The organism is Streptomyces griseoaurantiacus (assembly GCF_036189845.1).
GTDB lineage: Bacteria > Actinomycetota > Actinomycetes > Streptomycetales > Streptomycetaceae > Streptomyces > Streptomyces griseoaurantiacus.
In genome coordinates this window covers 5,060,199-5,074,619 of record NZ_CP108326.1, presented here as the reverse complement: position 1 = coordinate 5,074,619, position 14,421 = coordinate 5,060,199, and the positions used below count along the sequence as shown (strand labels likewise).

At 70.9% G+C, this 14,421-nt stretch carries 15 protein-coding genes; 10 read left to right on the top strand and 5 right to left on the bottom strand.

Features of this window, described 5'->3' with window-relative positions:
* Positions 1–8 precede the first annotated feature (8 nt).
* The 3 genes from OHB09_RS22695 to OHB09_RS22685 all read left to right on the top strand — a co-directional run bounded on the left by OHB09_RS22695 (position 9) and on the right by OHB09_RS22685 (position 1,735).
* The gene (locus tag OHB09_RS22695; RefSeq protein WP_328922456.1) at positions 9–197 is read left to right on the top strand and encodes a hypothetical protein; all 189 of its coding nucleotides are present in this window, start codon (positions 9–11) and stop codon (positions 195–197) included.
* A gap of 389 nt (positions 198–586) precedes the next feature.
* On the top strand, positions 587–886 hold the full coding sequence (locus tag OHB09_RS22690) for a hypothetical protein (RefSeq protein WP_328922455.1): 300 nt from the start codon (positions 587–589) through the stop codon (positions 884–886).
* A 555-nt stretch (positions 887–1,441) separates the two neighbouring features.
* Positions 1,442–1,735 (top strand): hypothetical protein, encoded by a 294-nt coding sequence (locus OHB09_RS22685; RefSeq protein WP_328922454.1) that lies wholly within the window; start codon positions 1,442–1,444, stop codon positions 1,733–1,735.
* Between the two features lie 437 nt (positions 1,736–2,172).
* Here OHB09_RS22685 and OHB09_RS22680 read toward each other — a convergent pair whose 3' ends face one another.
* The 3 genes from OHB09_RS22680 to OHB09_RS22670 form a co-directional block, all read right to left on the bottom strand.
* On the bottom strand, positions 2,173–4,347 hold the full coding sequence (locus tag OHB09_RS22680; protein ID WP_328922453.1) for a TerD family protein: 2,175 nt from the start codon (positions 4,345–4,347) through the stop codon (positions 2,173–2,175).
* Positions 4,348–4,647: 300 nt separating this feature from the next.
* Entirely contained in the window at positions 4,648–6,708 is a 2,061-nt protein-coding gene (locus tag OHB09_RS22675) for a TerD family protein (protein ID WP_191852315.1), read from the bottom strand.
* 202 nt (positions 6,709–6,910) lie between these two features.
* The gene (locus tag OHB09_RS22670; RefSeq protein ID WP_328922452.1) at positions 6,911–7,324 is read right to left on the bottom strand and encodes an ATP-binding protein; all 414 of its coding nucleotides are present in this window, start codon (positions 7,322–7,324) and stop codon (positions 6,911–6,913) included.
* A 262-nt stretch (positions 7,325–7,586) separates the two neighbouring features.
* On the opposite strand from OHB09_RS22670, the gene OHB09_RS22665 reads away from it, so the two are divergent.
* The 4 genes from OHB09_RS22665 (at position 7,587) to OHB09_RS22650 (ending at position 11,144) form a co-directional block, all read left to right on the top strand.
* The gene (locus OHB09_RS22665; protein WP_006142426.1) at positions 7,587–8,432 is read left to right on the top strand and encodes a helix-turn-helix domain-containing protein; all 846 of its coding nucleotides are present in this window, start codon (positions 7,587–7,589) and stop codon (positions 8,430–8,432) included.
* 8 nt (positions 8,433–8,440) lie between these two features.
* Positions 8,441–8,632 (top strand): hypothetical protein, encoded by a 192-nt coding sequence (locus OHB09_RS22660; RefSeq protein ID WP_006142425.1) that lies wholly within the window; start codon positions 8,441–8,443, stop codon positions 8,630–8,632.
* An 81-nt stretch (positions 8,633–8,713) separates the two neighbouring features.
* Positions 8,714–10,531, top strand: a complete 1,818-nt coding sequence (locus tag OHB09_RS22655) for a SulP family inorganic anion transporter (protein ID WP_328922451.1) — start codon at positions 8,714–8,716, stop codon at positions 10,529–10,531.
* 262 nt (positions 10,532–10,793) lie between these two features.
* Complete coding sequence (locus tag OHB09_RS22650; protein ID WP_040896413.1) at positions 10,794–11,144, top strand: ArsR/SmtB family transcription factor; 351 nt, start codon at positions 10,794–10,796, stop codon at positions 11,142–11,144.
* A gap of 30 nt (positions 11,145–11,174) precedes the next feature.
* Here OHB09_RS22650 and OHB09_RS22645 read toward each other — a convergent pair whose 3' ends face one another.
* Together OHB09_RS22645 and OHB09_RS22640 are read right to left on the bottom strand one after the other, a co-directional pair.
* A complete protein-coding gene (locus tag OHB09_RS22645) occupies positions 11,175–11,438 on the bottom strand; it encodes a DUF6126 family protein (protein ID WP_167795331.1) in 264 nt (87 codons plus the stop codon).
* Positions 11,435–11,773 (bottom strand): ArsR/SmtB family transcription factor, encoded by a 339-nt coding sequence (locus OHB09_RS22640; protein WP_006142421.1) that lies wholly within the window; start codon positions 11,771–11,773, stop codon positions 11,435–11,437. Before OHB09_RS22640 ends, OHB09_RS22645 begins: the two co-directional genes overlap by 4 nt.
* Positions 11,774–11,945: 172 nt before the next feature.
* On the opposite strand from OHB09_RS22640, the gene OHB09_RS22635 reads away from it, so the two are divergent.
* The 3 genes from OHB09_RS22635 to OHB09_RS22625 all read left to right on the top strand — a co-directional run bounded on the left by OHB09_RS22635 (position 11,946) and on the right by OHB09_RS22625 (position 14,420).
* Positions 11,946–12,596 carry a TetR/AcrR family transcriptional regulator gene (locus OHB09_RS22635; protein ID WP_006142420.1) on the top strand — a complete coding sequence of 217 codons (651 nt, stop codon included), beginning with the start codon at positions 11,946–11,948 and terminating at the stop codon, positions 12,594–12,596.
* Between the two features lie 197 nt (positions 12,597–12,793).
* Positions 12,794–13,450, top strand: a complete 657-nt coding sequence (locus OHB09_RS22630) for an ATP-binding cassette domain-containing protein (protein WP_093591787.1) — start codon at positions 12,794–12,796, stop codon at positions 13,448–13,450.
* Positions 13,437–14,420, top strand: coding sequence for a hypothetical protein (locus tag OHB09_RS22625; protein WP_328922450.1), 984 nt, complete (start codon positions 13,437–13,439; stop codon positions 14,418–14,420). The genes OHB09_RS22630 and OHB09_RS22625 overlap by 14 nt, the downstream gene beginning before the upstream one ends.
* Position 14,421: the final 1 nt, after the last annotated feature.

Sequence of the window (14,421 nt, the reverse complement as noted above, 5' to 3'; positions counted from 1 at the left end):
TTGCCGCCATGACTGATGACGTTGTCCTGCGCCTGGACCGGGCTACCGCCGAGGACTTGTACGAGGTGCTGTGGCTGTTGGGTGAGCACATCGCTGCTGGCGCCCCCGTCCCGGAACCGCCGGCGGAGGCGGAAGAGCGGCTGAGCCGGGTATTCGAGTTCCTGGGTGACTCGCTCGGCAAGGGCAGGGTGGTCTAGGGGCAGCCGCTGGGCCGTCCAAGGTCAGTCGACGCCCAAACAACGACAGAAGAGCCCACGGCATCCGAACTGGTCGGAGCCGTGGGCTTCCTCAATACCACTGGTCAGCCACGGGGATGATCAGTAGACCGGCAAGTCAGACTGCACTGAGCCAGCGGCCGTCAGTCTGGGCGCCGTACGCCATCGAGGCGTTCAGCGGGGACCGCTCACGATGCTTGCCCCACTAGTCGACCACTCATGAACGCAGGTGAACGGACCCGTCCGATGCTCCCGGGGCCACCACAGTTGGAAAGCATGTGGAGAGTAACGCACCAGCGCTCATCCCGCTTGACGTGGTTGAACCGTCGTGAGGTGATCCACCCATCGTGATCCTTTGGGGAAGGAGTCTTGTGTCGTACAGGGCCGTGACGCTTGCCGGCGCCGATTCACCGAGTGAACACCTCCAGCTGGCCGCCTTCACGGCGATGGCAGCGGTCGTCTTCATATGGCTGGGGCGGAGGCAACGCCGCACCGGACGCAGCCTGCTCGCTCCGAACGAGACGATGAGAGCGGGCGATCGGCTGATCCAACCGCCGCCGCCAAGCCGCGGCTACCGAACCGCCGGGTGCGTATGGATCGGCGTCGGGGGCGTCTTCGTCCTGCCGGCGGTGTTCAACGTCGTGGCGGCGATTCACGAACTCATCGGCTAAGCGTCCGGGCGGCCACGGCCCGTTGCGATGGGATACCAGAGCACCACAACCGCACAGATCGAGCGGGGAAGAGCCAGCAACCACGGGAAGTCCGGCCGAGCCCGAAGCCAACGCACCTCATCCGTTCGCGCCTGGTCAGCGCCCGAACCAGCCAAATGATCGCAGCTTCCCGCGCTGAGGGCTCAGACATCGTCGTTGGCCGTCGCCGCTTGCTCCGGTCGGCTTCGGAGGCAGCGCGGTGGAGGCTGGTGGGGTACGTCTGGTCGGCCGACGCGCCCGCCATCGTGGCTGACTGGCGTCGGCTGAGCTTCGTGCCGCTGTCGTGCCAGATGCCGCGATCAGCCACGGTCACCGGGGGTGCCTGGAGGTCGAGTTGCCGGCCGTCTCGCCAGTCGTCGAAGCCCCGAGTCACCAGCCTTTGGTGCGCCACGGGCGAGCCCGTTTCTTTCCTGGCCGGCAGCGGTAGCAGTAACGGACGAATGGCACGGCTGGGGCCCTTGCGGCAGCATAGAAGGAGGGCGGGTCTTCAGCTCAGGACGATGTCAGGAGCTAGGCATGACCACAAACGAGCGAGTCCAGCACAAGGAAGACGCCGCGTTCTTCGACGAAGTGAGGGCGGTCTCGGAGCGGTACCCGGAAGCGAAACGCAGGTATGCCATCGCGAACCTGGCGCTCGAGAACGAGATGGGGATCGATTACGACCGGCAGGTCGGGGTCTCCCGTATCGAGGATGGCCGGATCATCAAACGTTTCGTGGACCGGGACGACCCGATTCTGGCGAGGATGCGACTCTGCATCTTGCAAGACATACACGGCAACTGCCTCGACTGGAGAGAAGCCGAGGAATGACGGGGTAGTTCGCCGCCTCCCCCACGTTCACGACCACCACCGAGAACGGCGAGCCGCACCGGCGGACGCCGGGTTCTGTGGAACCGCCCGGCCCGTGGGCCCTTGGCCACAGCGGTGGATGATTCGTGGACTGAGCCGGCTCCGTCCCCCCGTGTGCAGGGGCCTCCACCCGCTGCTTTGAGCTGGCCCGAAGCGGCCTCCGGAGCTGTGTGGCGGTGGGGAAAGCTGTTCGCCTCGCCGGCTTGCCGGCTCGAGGCGGGCTGCGGCGTTCGTCCGCAGGGCGGTGTCCGGGTGTCTGTGCTCTGAGACGAAACCGGGAGCCGCCCAGTGGGCGGCTCCCGGTTTTGGTCGAGGGCGAGGGAAGCGGAAGAGCTTGCTTTCGAAGAGGAGTTGAGGAGGAAGCCCTTCCATGGCCTCGCCGTTGGTCACCGTAGCAGTCAGTCGGGGATCAGGTCGCGTAGGTTTTTGAGGGTGATGATGCGGGAGTCGGGATGGAGGCCCTCTGGGGGTTCCAGGCCGATGTAGGTCACGGGGTCGGGCGGGGGTGTCCAGGCGCCGGTGCAGAGGGTCACGTTCGCGGGGGCGACGGGCATCAGGTCGAGTAGGTGGCGGACCGTCAGTTGGTCGCGTTCTACCAGGGCGCGGACCAGCTTTGACACGGAGACCTGGTTCTCCTCGACCCGGTTCGCCGAGGGGGTGCCGGTGAGGTAGAGGTGCAGCCATTTCGCGCGCCACTGCTTGTCCTCGCCGCGCTGGAAGACCAGGGGCAGTGCCACTCGGCCCGCTCCTCGCAGGTCCGACTTCATGCGCACCGTGCGCGGCTCGAACGGGCGGCCTTTCTGCTCCGGCTCGCGCAGCATGAAGCCGAAGAAGGACTCCTCGACCTCCTCGAAGCGTTCGCCGGCGAAGATGTTGACCTGCGGGACGATGAAGGTGCCGCGTACACGGTCGAGGGACAGTTCGATGAACTCGGTGGCTCCGTCGGGGGCCTCGGTGATGTCTCCTGAGTGCTTGCCGCCCACGGCTGTGAGGTTCGTGTAGGAGAGCCAGCCGTCCGTGCTGTAGTCGGCGCGGAGGAGCAGGGCGGAGAGGTCGTAGTCGGTTCTTTCCTCGGTCTGCTTCCAGTAGACGAAGAAGCGGAGCCGCTTGCCGTCGACCGCGGAGGTGGAGCCGCGTGGGAGGACGCCGAGGCCGGCCGTCGTCGCCCGGCCGGTGAGGGGGAGGGCGACGTCGAGGATCTCGGGGTCGATCAGCAGGCGGTCCGGTGCCGGGAGGCGGCGGCGTATCTCGGTGTCGAGGGCGGCGATCAGGCGGTCGCGGTCGGCGGCCGGTACCGGCCGGCGGGCGTCCGGGGTGACCCAGGCGCGGCCCCGGCGGTTGACGAAGATGCGGGGTTCGCCGGTCTCCCGGGCACGGTTGTGGAGGTGCTCGCGCACCGAGAGCACGACCCGGCCGGAGACGTCGGGGGCGACCCGCACCGCGGCGTCGACCACCGCGTCCCGTTCCTTCTGGTCGGCGGCGGTGCGCAGCAGGAGGTCCAGGGCGCGGAAGAGCTTGCCGGGGGCGGATTTCAGTAGTTCTACGGCGCCGAGGACGTCGTAGGCGTTCAGGTGCTCCTCGAGCAGGCTGTCGAAGGAGCGTGCCTGCTTCTCGCCGCGCGCCACCGCGAACACGTCGGCGGCGTGCGGCCAGCGCGGGTACTCGTGCGGGTGCAGGCGCTCGCCGAGCCGCTTGAAGGGCTCCCGGTGCCGGTTCACGTCGGCGAGCTTCGCGGGGTTCGCCGCGATCACGGCGTCGAGGCCCGCGAGCAGTGCCCGGCGCAGGGGGCGGGGCAGCGTACGGAAGCGGGTCGGCTCCTGGAGCGTGACGTCGCCGCCCGACAGGGCGCAGGCGAGGCGCAGTACGTCGGTCACGGTGTCGAGGAGGAGGTCCTCGCCGACGGTGAGCCGGGCCTCGTTGACGACCGCACGGTTCTCCCGGACCGGGATCGTCTCCGGCTGGGGGCCGAGGACGCACCACTCGGCGAGGGTCCCGAGGTCGCGCAGGTCGTCCTCGCCCAGCGGGGTCGTGCTGCCGGCGAGGGAGAGGTAGAGGTCGGTGAGTTCGTGGTCCGGGTCCCGGCCGAGGTGCAGGACGGTGACGCGGTCGCCCGCCGAGGCGATCAGTTCGTCCTGGGCCGCGAGCATCTCCTCGTAGGTGTGCTGGTAGCGGCCGTAGGTGGGGAGGCTGAGCAGGTTCAGGGCGCCTCGCGTCAGCTGCGTCAGCACGTTCTCGCGGGAGTCGTCGTCGGCGAGGGCCTCGGCGACGCATCGTGCCCAGAAGTCCTCGGTGTCCGGGACGTTGGCCGGGAAGTCGATGAAGTACGTGTTGTGCCGGACGTGAGCGCCGACCATCTCGCTCACGGTGCTCAGTGTCTGCCGGGCGGTGTCGAGGACCACGGACTCGGACAGTCCCGACAGCCGTTCCAGCAGCTCGGTCGAGAGCTTGAAGCCCACGGACGTCAGCGCCGCGTCGAACTGCCGGGCGGCACCGGCTCCTTCTCCGGCGGGACCGTCCGGGGACACGAGGCGGTGGGTGTGCCGGAGGACCAGCGATTCCAGAGGGTGTGCCATTCGACGGATGATCGCAGAGGTGGGGCGGGGGTCGCATGTGTGTTTTCGTGCGCGCCACCGTGCCGCGCATGTGCGCGCCCCGGCCTGTTCGGGGCGTTGTCAGTGGGCTGAGTGAGAGTGCGCGGCCGGGAAGGTGGCCGGGTGTCTTCCCGGCCGCGTGGTTGTTCTGCTGAGGGTGGCCGGGTGTCTTCCCGGCCGCGTGGTTGTTCTGCTGAGGGTGGCCGGGTGTCTTCCCGGCCGCGTGGTTGTTCTGCTGGGGGTGGCCGCGCTCGGTGGGGCGGCTTGTGTCCTCGGCGTTCCTCAGGTTGTCGGGGCTTCCGTCCTGGACGGGGTTCGGCGGGGTGTCGTGCGGTTCACGTGGACCACCACGGTGGAGTGGAACCGGTTCACCGCGTCGTCCACGCTGCGGATGAAGCCGGACTCGGCGTTGCCTCGGCTGCTGCCCATGCTCTTGATCAGGGACAGACGGAAGCCGGTGATCTTGGCGCCGCTGTTCTTCGGGACCATGTCGGCCGGCTCGGGGCGGAGTCGTTCGAGGGTGGCTCGGGGTCCGCCCTGCTCTCCTTCGACGAGGGTTTCGACGTGGAGGGTGGACGGTGCCTCGGCCAGGCTGCGGACGAGGCGTTTCGCCCAGGACAGGGGGTAGCCCTGCTCCGGGGCCGGGATCTCGATGGAGGTGCGCAGCCTTCCTGTGCGGAGGTCCGCGGTGATCGCCAGGATGCCGGGGGTTCCCTCGATGCGCAGCTCCGCCTGCAGCCTGCCGTCCTGGCAGAGTTGGTCGGCGCAGCGGCTGCGGCGTTCTCCCGGGTCGGTTCCGCGTCTGGCGCGTTGCACCGGCAGCACCTTCTGTCCCAGTTCGCCGCCGAGTCCGAGGCACACCTGCCGGATGAGCCTCTCCCAGCTCTCGACGACCTCCAGTGCGCGTGCGTCGCCCTGGCACAGGGTCTCGTCGTCGATGCCGTTGCGTACGGGGACCCAGGCCGGGCCCATGTTCTGGAAGCCGTGGCAGCCGGAGTTCTCGTGCTGCAGGTAGTGGAGCAGCTCCTGCAGCAGCCAGGCGTGTGCCGCGTTGCCGACGCCCTCGTGGCGGATCAGCATCTGCGCCTGATGCGCGACCTCGGCCCAGGACAGGTGCCACAGGCCGACCTTGTGCTTGCGCCGGCCGTCGACCTTGACGTCGACGAGCGGGCTGCCCTCCAGCGCCACGTCGTTGGACAGGGTGATCACGGCCTCGTAGCCACGGCGTGCGGCTATGTCCATGTAGGCCTGCACCTGGTCGCTCTTGAGGCAGTTGCCGTTGGTCTTGGTCTCCAGCAGCGCCGTCCACAGCTTGCCCGCCCGCTCGACGCGGATCACCCCGTCGGGACGCCTGGGTGTCTCGCCGTGCGGCAGCGTGACCTCGGTGAAGGTCTCCATGCGGCCCGCCGGAGCGCCGAACGCCGCGGTCAGTCTCCTGCCGAACTCCGGTACCTGCGCCATGACCGACAGCAGCACCGAGGTGGCCCGCATCTCCCGGTCCCGGTCGCTCTTCAGCGCCGACACCGGGAAGAGGCGCGCCTCCCTCCATGCCTCGTTCTCCGCCAGGCTCTTCCTGGCCACCTTGGGCAGGGTGACCTTCTTCTTCGCCGTGCGCGGCCGAGCCGTCCGCTTCGGCGATTCGGTCTCGTCCCCCGGCCGGCGGGGAGACGGGATCGCCGCCGTCGTCGTCGGCCGACGGTCGGGCTCCCCGCCCGGAGGCGGAGGCGGCGGGTTCTCGTGATCCTCGGTCGCGGCCTTGTCCTGTGCCTGCGCCGCGGCCTCCACCGCCGCCTCCACTGCTTCCGCGTCGTCCTCGATGTCGACGCCGAAGTCCGTCGCCAGGCCGCCGAGACCCGTCGCGTAGCCCTGGCCCACGGCGCGGAACTTCCATTCCTCTCCACGTCGGTACAGCTCGCCGAAGATGACCGCGCTCATCTCGTCGATGTCGTCCAGCGCGAAGCGCAGCAGGTTCTCCCCTGCTCCGTCGGCCAACGACAGCCGGACGTTCTCCAGCTCCTTGAAGCGCGCCCCGTTGTACCGGCTGGCGGCCACGACGACGCGGTCGACGTGGGCCGGGACGGCGGTCAGGTCGAAGCTGATCCTGTCCTCGTTCCCGTCCGCCGTCGGCGTCTTGCCCAGGAGCTGCACGCTCCCGTCCTCGGCGACCGGGTTGTTGTAGAAGTAGAAGTCCGTGTCCCCGCGGACCTTGCCGTCCGGGTCCAGGAGCAGGACCGAGACGTCCGCGTCGCCTTCACCCGTCGGGCTCCCCCAGCCCAGACCGATGAGGACGGAACCGGTGTTCTCGCTCAGGGCCGACAGGGCCACGTTCGAGCCCTTGACCATTTCGTGCACGATTACCCCCCAAACAATGCAAGTCGGGAACTGGAGTGCCCCAGCCCCGACCCTCCGACAAGCGACACAGTGTGACGCGCCGCACACAAGTGACTGTAGTGCCCACGGAGTGGAGGGCGGGGGCAGACGGTGCATTCCGGTGCGTTCTCCGACCAGTGCGGCGGAGTCGATCACCCCGGGACGGTTCGGCGGGTCAGGGGTGGGGGCGCAGGGACAGGCCCGCGATGACCGACGTGCCGCGGGTGGGGCGGGGGCGGACCGTCCAGGTGGCGGCCAGGTGGTCGACGAGGAGGAGGCCCCGGCCGGTTTCCGAGGTGGGGTCGGGGTGGGTGACGGTGGGTTTGCCGGTGCCGGGGTCGGAGACGGCGAGCCAGTAGTGGCCGTCGGCCGGCCAGAGGACCAGTTCGATGAGGCTCTCGCTCTTCGGGCAGGTGCCGTGCCTGATCGCGTTGGTGACCAGTTCGGAGGTCAGCAGGCGGAGGTCCTCGCCCAGGTGGGGGCGGAGGGCGTGCGGGAGGGAGTCGATGACCGCGCGGCGGGCGCGGGGTACGGAGGCGGCGTCGGCGGGGAAGTGCCAGTGGGCGGGGACGCGGGGGATCTCGGGCATGGCGAACTCCGGTCGGGTGCGTGAGGGTTCGGGGTCGCCGGTGGCCTGCCGCCCTGGTCGCGGGCGCACCCGCCCCAGGGCGGACGGGCATGCTCGCGCGGTGCGCTTCCGGCGTTGCGGTGTGTTGCTGGCGCGCTACTCAAGCTAGCGACCACTGCGGCACGGTGCCACAAGTTCGGTGGCAAATTGCCACTATCGGGTTGGACCGGGGATGCGGGGGCGCGGCAGACTGACGGGGCCGGAGAGAGAGGACAGCGTGTCGATGCGAAGCGCGCCCACGGAACGTCAGCAGCGGCTTGGGGCCGAACTGCGGAAACTCCGACTCGCGGCGGGGGCGAGCACGCAGTACGCGGCCGGCCTGCTGGGGCTGGATCGCGCGAAGATCTCCAACATGGAGGCGGGCACCCGGATCACCAGCCCGGAACGGGTACGGACGCTGGCCAACAACTACGACTGCTCCGACGGCGCTTATGTCGAGGCACTGGCAGGCATGGCCGAGGAGACGGAGCCGGGCTGGTGGGAGCAGTACCGCGGCACCTTGCCGTCCGGGCTGCTCGACATCGCCGAGCTGGAGTGGCATGCCAACCGTCTCCTCACCGGGCAGATCGTTCATCTGCCCGGCCTCCTGCACACCGAGGACTACGCCCGTGCGGTGTTCGAGGCCGGGTTGCCCCGACTGTCGCGCCTCGAGGTCGAGTTGCGCGTGCAGCACCGCATGCAGCGGCAGCGGGTGCTGGTGGAGCCACTCTCACTCCCGTACGTCGGTTACGTCCACGAGGCGGCCCTGCGGATGCGGTTCGGCGGGCGCAAGGTCACGCAGGTCCAGCTCGCGCACCTCCTGGACATGTCCGAGCGGGACAACATCACCCTGCGGATCATTCCCGTCGGCGCCGACGGGTTCCCCGGGGCAGGTCACGCGCTGTTGTACGCGGAGGGGCCCGTCCCCCAGCTCGACACGGTGCAGTTGGACTCCACGCACGGTCCCGAGTTCCTGCACGCCGACGCCCAGCTCGCCAAGTTCCGTGCCCACCTGGCCTGGATGGACGCGAACTCCCTGAGTCCGGCGGACTCCCGGGAGCTCGTGCACGCCGTCACCCGCGAACTCTGAGGAGCCCCATGTCCGGCATCACCTGGGAAGACCCGTACTGCGCCGAGGGAAACAACTGCTTCCGCCTCGGGACCGATGACGACGGGAACGCCTACATAGCCGTCGCCGGGCAGGAGGAGCGGTATCTCACCGACTCGCTCGACGCCCTGCGCACCCTCATCGTCGAGATCAAGGCGGGCAAGGCCGACCACCTCCTGTAGGGGCCCGGGCCCGTCGGCTCCTCCACGTCGCAGGGCGGGGCGGAGCAGGTTGCGGAATTGCTAAAATTAGCAATTCCATAGATGCTGCTTTCGTCAGGTGTGGAGCCTGGAGCGGCCGGGCGCGGAGGGTGGGGTGCGGTGGGCGGGGTGTGCGGTGCCGTGTGGGCTCGGTTGGCGGGGTTGCTGCCCGGGCGGGCCGAGGTGGCGCAGGTGCGGCGGGATCCGCGCCGGGATCTGCTCGCCGGGCTGACGGTGGCGGTCGTGGCGTTGCCGCTCGCGCTGGGCTTCGGGGTGTCGTCCGGGCTCGGGGCCGAGGCGGGCCTCGCGACCGCGGTGATCGCGGGAGCGGTGGCCGCGGTGTTCGGCGGGTCGAATCTGCAGGTGTCCGGTCCCACGGGTGCCATGACGGTCGTCCTGGTGCCCATCGTGGCCGAGTTCGGGCCCTCCGGGGTGCTGACGGTCGGGTTGATCGCCGGTGTGCTGCTCCTCGCGCTGGCGCTGCTGCGGGCCGGGAAGTACATGCGGTACGTGCCCGCGCCCGTGGTGGAGGGGTTCAGCCTGGGCATCGCGTGCGTGATCGCCCTGCAGCAGGTGCCGAACGCGCTGGGTGTGGACAAGCCCGAGGGCGAGCGGGTGCTCGTCGTCACATGGCGTGCCGTGCGGGAGTTCGCGCGGCACCCGGACGGGACCGCGGTCACGCTCGCGCTCGCGGTGGCCGCCGTCATGCTGCTCGGTGCCCGCCGGTGGCCCAAGGTGCCCTTCTCGATCCTCGCGGTGATCGGGGCCACCGCGGTCACGCAGCTCTCCGGGCTGGCCGGGGCCCGGGTGATCGGTGACCTGCCGTCCGGGCTGCCCGCGCCCTCGTTGGCCTTCCTCGACGTGCACGCGCTCGGCTCGCTGCTGCCCTCGGCGGTGGCGGTGATGGCGCTGGCCGCCCTGGAGTCGCTGCTGTCGGCCTCCGTCGCCGACGGGATGACGGTCGGGCAGCGGCACGATCCCGACCGCGAGCTGTTCGGGCAGGGGCTGGCGAACATCGCCGCTCCGCTGTTCGGCGGGGTGCCCGCCACCGGGGCCATCGCCCGGACCGCCGTCAACGTGCGGTCGGGGGCGACGTCCCGGCTCGCGGCCCTCACCCACGCCCTCGTCCTCGCCGTGATCGTCTTCTCGCTCGCGCCCCTGGTGTCCAGGATTCCGCTCGCCGCGCTGGCCGGTGTGCTGCTGGCGACCGCCGTCCGCATGGTCGAGGTCGGCTCGCTCAGGGCCATGGCCGGGGCCACCCGCTCCGACGCGGTGATCCTGGTGCTCACCGCCGTGGCCACCCTCGCGCTGGACCTCGTGCAGGCGGTGGTCATCGGCCTCGTGGTCGCGGGTGCGCTCGCTCTGCGGGCGGTCGCGAAGCAGGCCCGCATGGACCAGGTGCCGCTGGACGCCGGGGACCACAGCGCCGAGGAGCACGCTCTGCTCGCCGAGCACATCGTGGCGTACCGGTTCGACGGGCCCCTGTTCTTCGCGGTGGCCCATCGCTTCCTGCTGGAACTGGCCGAGGCCGCCGATGCCCGCGTCGTCATCCTGCGGATGTCGAGGGTGACCACCATCGACGCCACCGGCGCCCTGGTCCTGAAGGACGCCGTGGAGAAGCTGAACCGGCGCGGCATCGTCGTGATGGCCTCCGGGGTCCGCGCCGGCCATCGCCAGGTCCTCGACTCCGTGGGAGCGCTGGATCTCCTCCGTCCGGAGGGGTGCGAGTACGCGCGCACGCCGGCGGCGATCCGGGCGGCGCGTGCCCATCTGCAGCGGGTCGGCGTGCTGCCCTCGGAGCCCGCTCAGGGGACAGGGCGGGCGGGGGATGCCGGGACAGGGACAGGGGCTGGGGCGGAGGCTGGGGCGGAGGCTCGGTGAGGGCGTCGTCCACACCGCCCGCCGCCGCGCCCGCCGTGCCTGCCGTGTCCGTCGCCCCCGCCGTGCCCGCCGTGTCCGTCGCGGAGCGCACGTGGTGTGGGATCGTTCGCCCGGTGGTTTCGGGGTGCCGGGGGACGCGGGGGAGGATGGACGCCGTGCCGAGGACGGCGGGACGGCCACGTTCCGCCGCGGACCGGACGCCGAGGACGCCCGGCCGTGGGGGCGGGGACGCCCGTCCAGGGGCGGGGAGAGCGAGGACATGATGAGTACGCCGCTGTACCAGTTGAAGGCGGAGTTCTTCAAGACGCTCGGTCACCCGGCGCGCATCCGCGTGCTGGAGCTGCTGAGCGAGCGGGAGCACGCGGTGGCCGAGATGCTGCCCGAGGTGGGGATCGAGCCGGCCCATCTGTCCCAGCAGCTCGCGGTGTTGCGCCGGGCGAACCTCGTGGTGTCCCGCAAGGAGGGCTCGACCGTCTATTACTCGCTGACCAGCCCGAAGGTCGCCGAGCTGCTCAGGGTCGCGCGCTCCATCCTCTCCGGCCTGCTCGCCGAACAGCAGGAACTGCTCGCCGCCCTCCAGGCCGGGACGCCGCGCGGGGACCGGCGGGCGTAGCCCAATCCGCCGCCGGAAGCCGGCGGCGGGCTACTTGTGCGCGTGCTCGCCCACGTAGAAGAGCAGCCAGACGAAGCCGGCGAAGAGGTGGGTGCCGAAGATGTAGAAGCCGGCGCGGAGGGCGATGCCCCGCTCCATGCGGCGTTCCGAGTCGCCGCCTCCGGCTTCCGGTCGCGCGGCGGCCTTCTCCCCGGGGCGGGCCCCTTCGGTCTCCTGGCTCATCGGGGCGTCCTTCCTTCCGTCGGTGCTGTCGGCGTGGGGCTCGGGGTCGGTGTCCGGCCGGGCGGCGGTCACGCCGCGGGCTCCGTCGTCCGCAGCTCCTCCAGCAGTCGCTGCTGTCCCGCGAGCAGGACGGAGAGGATCCGCCGGGCGGCGGCCAGCAGGTCGGCCACGTCACCGCCGGCCAGTTCGTAGACGACGGTGGAGCCGGAGCGGGTCGCGGTGACGATGCCGGAGCGGCGCAGCACCGCGAGCTGCTGCGAGAGGCTGGAGGGCTCCACCTCTATGTCGGCCAGCAGTTCACGCACCGGCCTGGGGCCGTCCTGCAGGAGTTCCAGGACCCGGATGCGCACCGGGTGGCCGAGCATGCGGAAGAACTCGGCCTTCGCCTCGTACAGCGGAACCGGCATCCCACTCACCTTCCGTGCGCCCGGGTGTGTCCACTGCGGCGTTCCGGCGACGGGGCCGCGCGCGACCGGGACAACGGCCGAGGCAATTGGTCAATTGAAGAACTCTTCAAGTCTAGCCCGTGGCAGCCGCCCTTCTGGACGGGTGACTGAACGACCGTTTAGCATGCTGTACATGCGTTCAGTCGCCGAGGGAGACCGGACCGCGCGGGCCGTCATTCGGGACGAGGCCCTGCGGTTGTTCGCCGTGCGGGGGCCCGAAGGGGTCACCGTGCGGCAGATCGCCGAGGCCGCGGGGGTGTCGGCGGCGCTCGTCGTGCACCACTTCGGGTCGAAGGACGGGCTGCGGCAGGAGGTCGACCAGTACGTCCTCGACGTGTTCGAGGGGATGCTGGGCGAACTCGCCGGGGAGGACGGGGCCCGGCTGGTCGAGCCCGGGGCCTCCTCGGGACTGCTGAGCGAGGTGTTCGGGCGGTATCTGCCCGAGGGATCGCCCCTGCCCGGCTATCTGCGGCGGCTGCTGCTCGGCGACTCCGAGGCCGGGCGCAAGGTGTTCCAGCGGTTGTTCGAGCTGAGCCGGGGCGCCCTGGACGGGCTGGTGGCCGGTGGGGTCGCCGTGGCCGGGCGGGACGCGGAGGTGCGGGCGGCCTTCCTGCTCGCCAACGACCTCGCCGTCTTCCTGCTGCGGGACCGGATCGCGGAGACGCTCGGGGTCGATCCCCTGTCCGGGGACGGGATGGCCCGCTGGGGGGCCGAGATGCTCAGTGTGTACGCGGGTGGGCTGCGGGCCTCGCCCCCGGAGGGGCCGGCGGCCGGTCCGTCCTAGTACCGGTCCCCCGGTCCCCCGGACCCTATCCCGGCCCTCGGCCCCGGCCCTCGGTCCCGACCCCGGTCCTGGCCCTCGGTCCCGGCCCCGGTCCTGGCCCTCGGTCCCGGCCCCCGGCCCCGGTCCCGGTCCCCTGCCCCCGGCCCCCGGCCTTCCGTCCCGTCCCGGTTCTCGTCCGCTCGTCCTGAGAGGTGCGTATGCCTGTCGACTCCGAACCCCTGCTGCGGGCGCGGGAGGTGCACAAGTCGTACGGGAAGCGGTCCGTGCTGCGCGGGGCCGAGCTCACCGTCGCGCCGGGCGAGCTGGTCGGCGTCGTCGGGGAGAACGGGGCCGGGAAGTCGACCCTGCTGAAGATCCTCGCGGGGACCCTCGCGCCCGACCGCGGGGAGGTGTCCCTGGCCGGGGCGCTCGGGTACTGCCCGCAGGAGCCCGTGCTCAATGCCGCGCTGACCGTCGAGCAGCACCTGCGCTACTTCGCCGCCGCCCACCGGCTGCCCGACCTGGGCCGGGGCCGGGAGTTGCTGTCTCTCCTCGGGTACGAGCGGTACGCCGACACCGCCGCCGGGGAGCTGTCCGGCGGGACGCGGCAGAAGCTCAACCTCACGCTCGCGCTGTTGCACGATCCCGGGCTGCTGCTCCTCGACGAGCCCTACCAGGGCTTCGACTGGGAGACCTATCTGCGGTTCTGGGATCTCGTCGAGGAACTGCGGGGGCGGGGGAAGGCCGTCGTCGTCATCACCCATCTCGTGTTCGAGCAGGACCGGTTCGATGTGCTGGCCGATCTCGTGGACGGGCGGCTCTCGCCGCGCGAGGCGGCGCCGGCGGAGGGCGGGGAGCGGCATGTCCGTGTCTGAAGGGGCCGATGTGTCCGACGTGTCCGGGGGAAGCGGGGGGCGGCCGGCGTTCGGGCAGTTCCCCACGGCCCTGCGGTTCTCCGTGCGGGACCAGACGCGGAATCGGCTCGCCGGGCTGCTGCTCGCCGTGTTCGTGCCGGTCTGGTACCTGCTCATGGACATGCTCGCCTCGGGCGAGACACTGGAGTTCCGGCTGTACTCCACCGGTGAGGTGCTGCACGTCGAGGGCGGCCGCCTCACCCTCATCTCGGCGGGGCTCAACTCCGTGACGATGATCGCGGGGTTCGTCGTCTTCGACGCCGTCCGCAAGGCGGTCGCCTTCGACCGGCGGCTGGTGTTCGCCGGGTTCCGGCAGTCCACGCTCATCGGGGCCAAGACGCTGGCCGTGGCGGTGGTCGCCACCTCGATCGCCCTCTACACCGCGCTCGCGATGCTGCTGTTCTGGCGGCCGTCGGTGGGCGGGTGGTGCGCCGTGCTGGGCGGGTTCACCGTCATCGCGCTCACCTACGGGGCCCTGGGGCTGCTGCTCGGGGTGCTGGTCAAGCGGGACCTGGAGGGGTTCTTCCTCATCATCATGGGCGCCCTCATGGACACCTTCCTGCAGAACCCGCTGGGCAATCCGCTCGCCAACAAGCCCGTCCTCCAGTGGTTCCCCTCCTTCGGACCCATGCAGTTCGCGGTCGGCGGCAGCTTCGGGGACACCGCCCTGTGGGGGCATCTGGGGCTCGGGCTGGTCTGGGCGGGCGGGTTCACGGTAGTGGGGTTGGTCATCTTCCGGGTGCGGACGCGGGAGCGGGTCCGGCCGGCGGCCCCCGCTCCTGTCTCCGGCACCGCCCCCACCCCCGGCTCGGCCGCCGCTGCCTCCGCTGCCGCTGCCGCTGCCGCTGCCGCCTCCGGCTCCGGCTCCGGCTCCGGCTCCGGCTCCGGCGATTCCTCTTCCGTCCCCTCCCGTCCTGCCAAGGAAAGGTGAC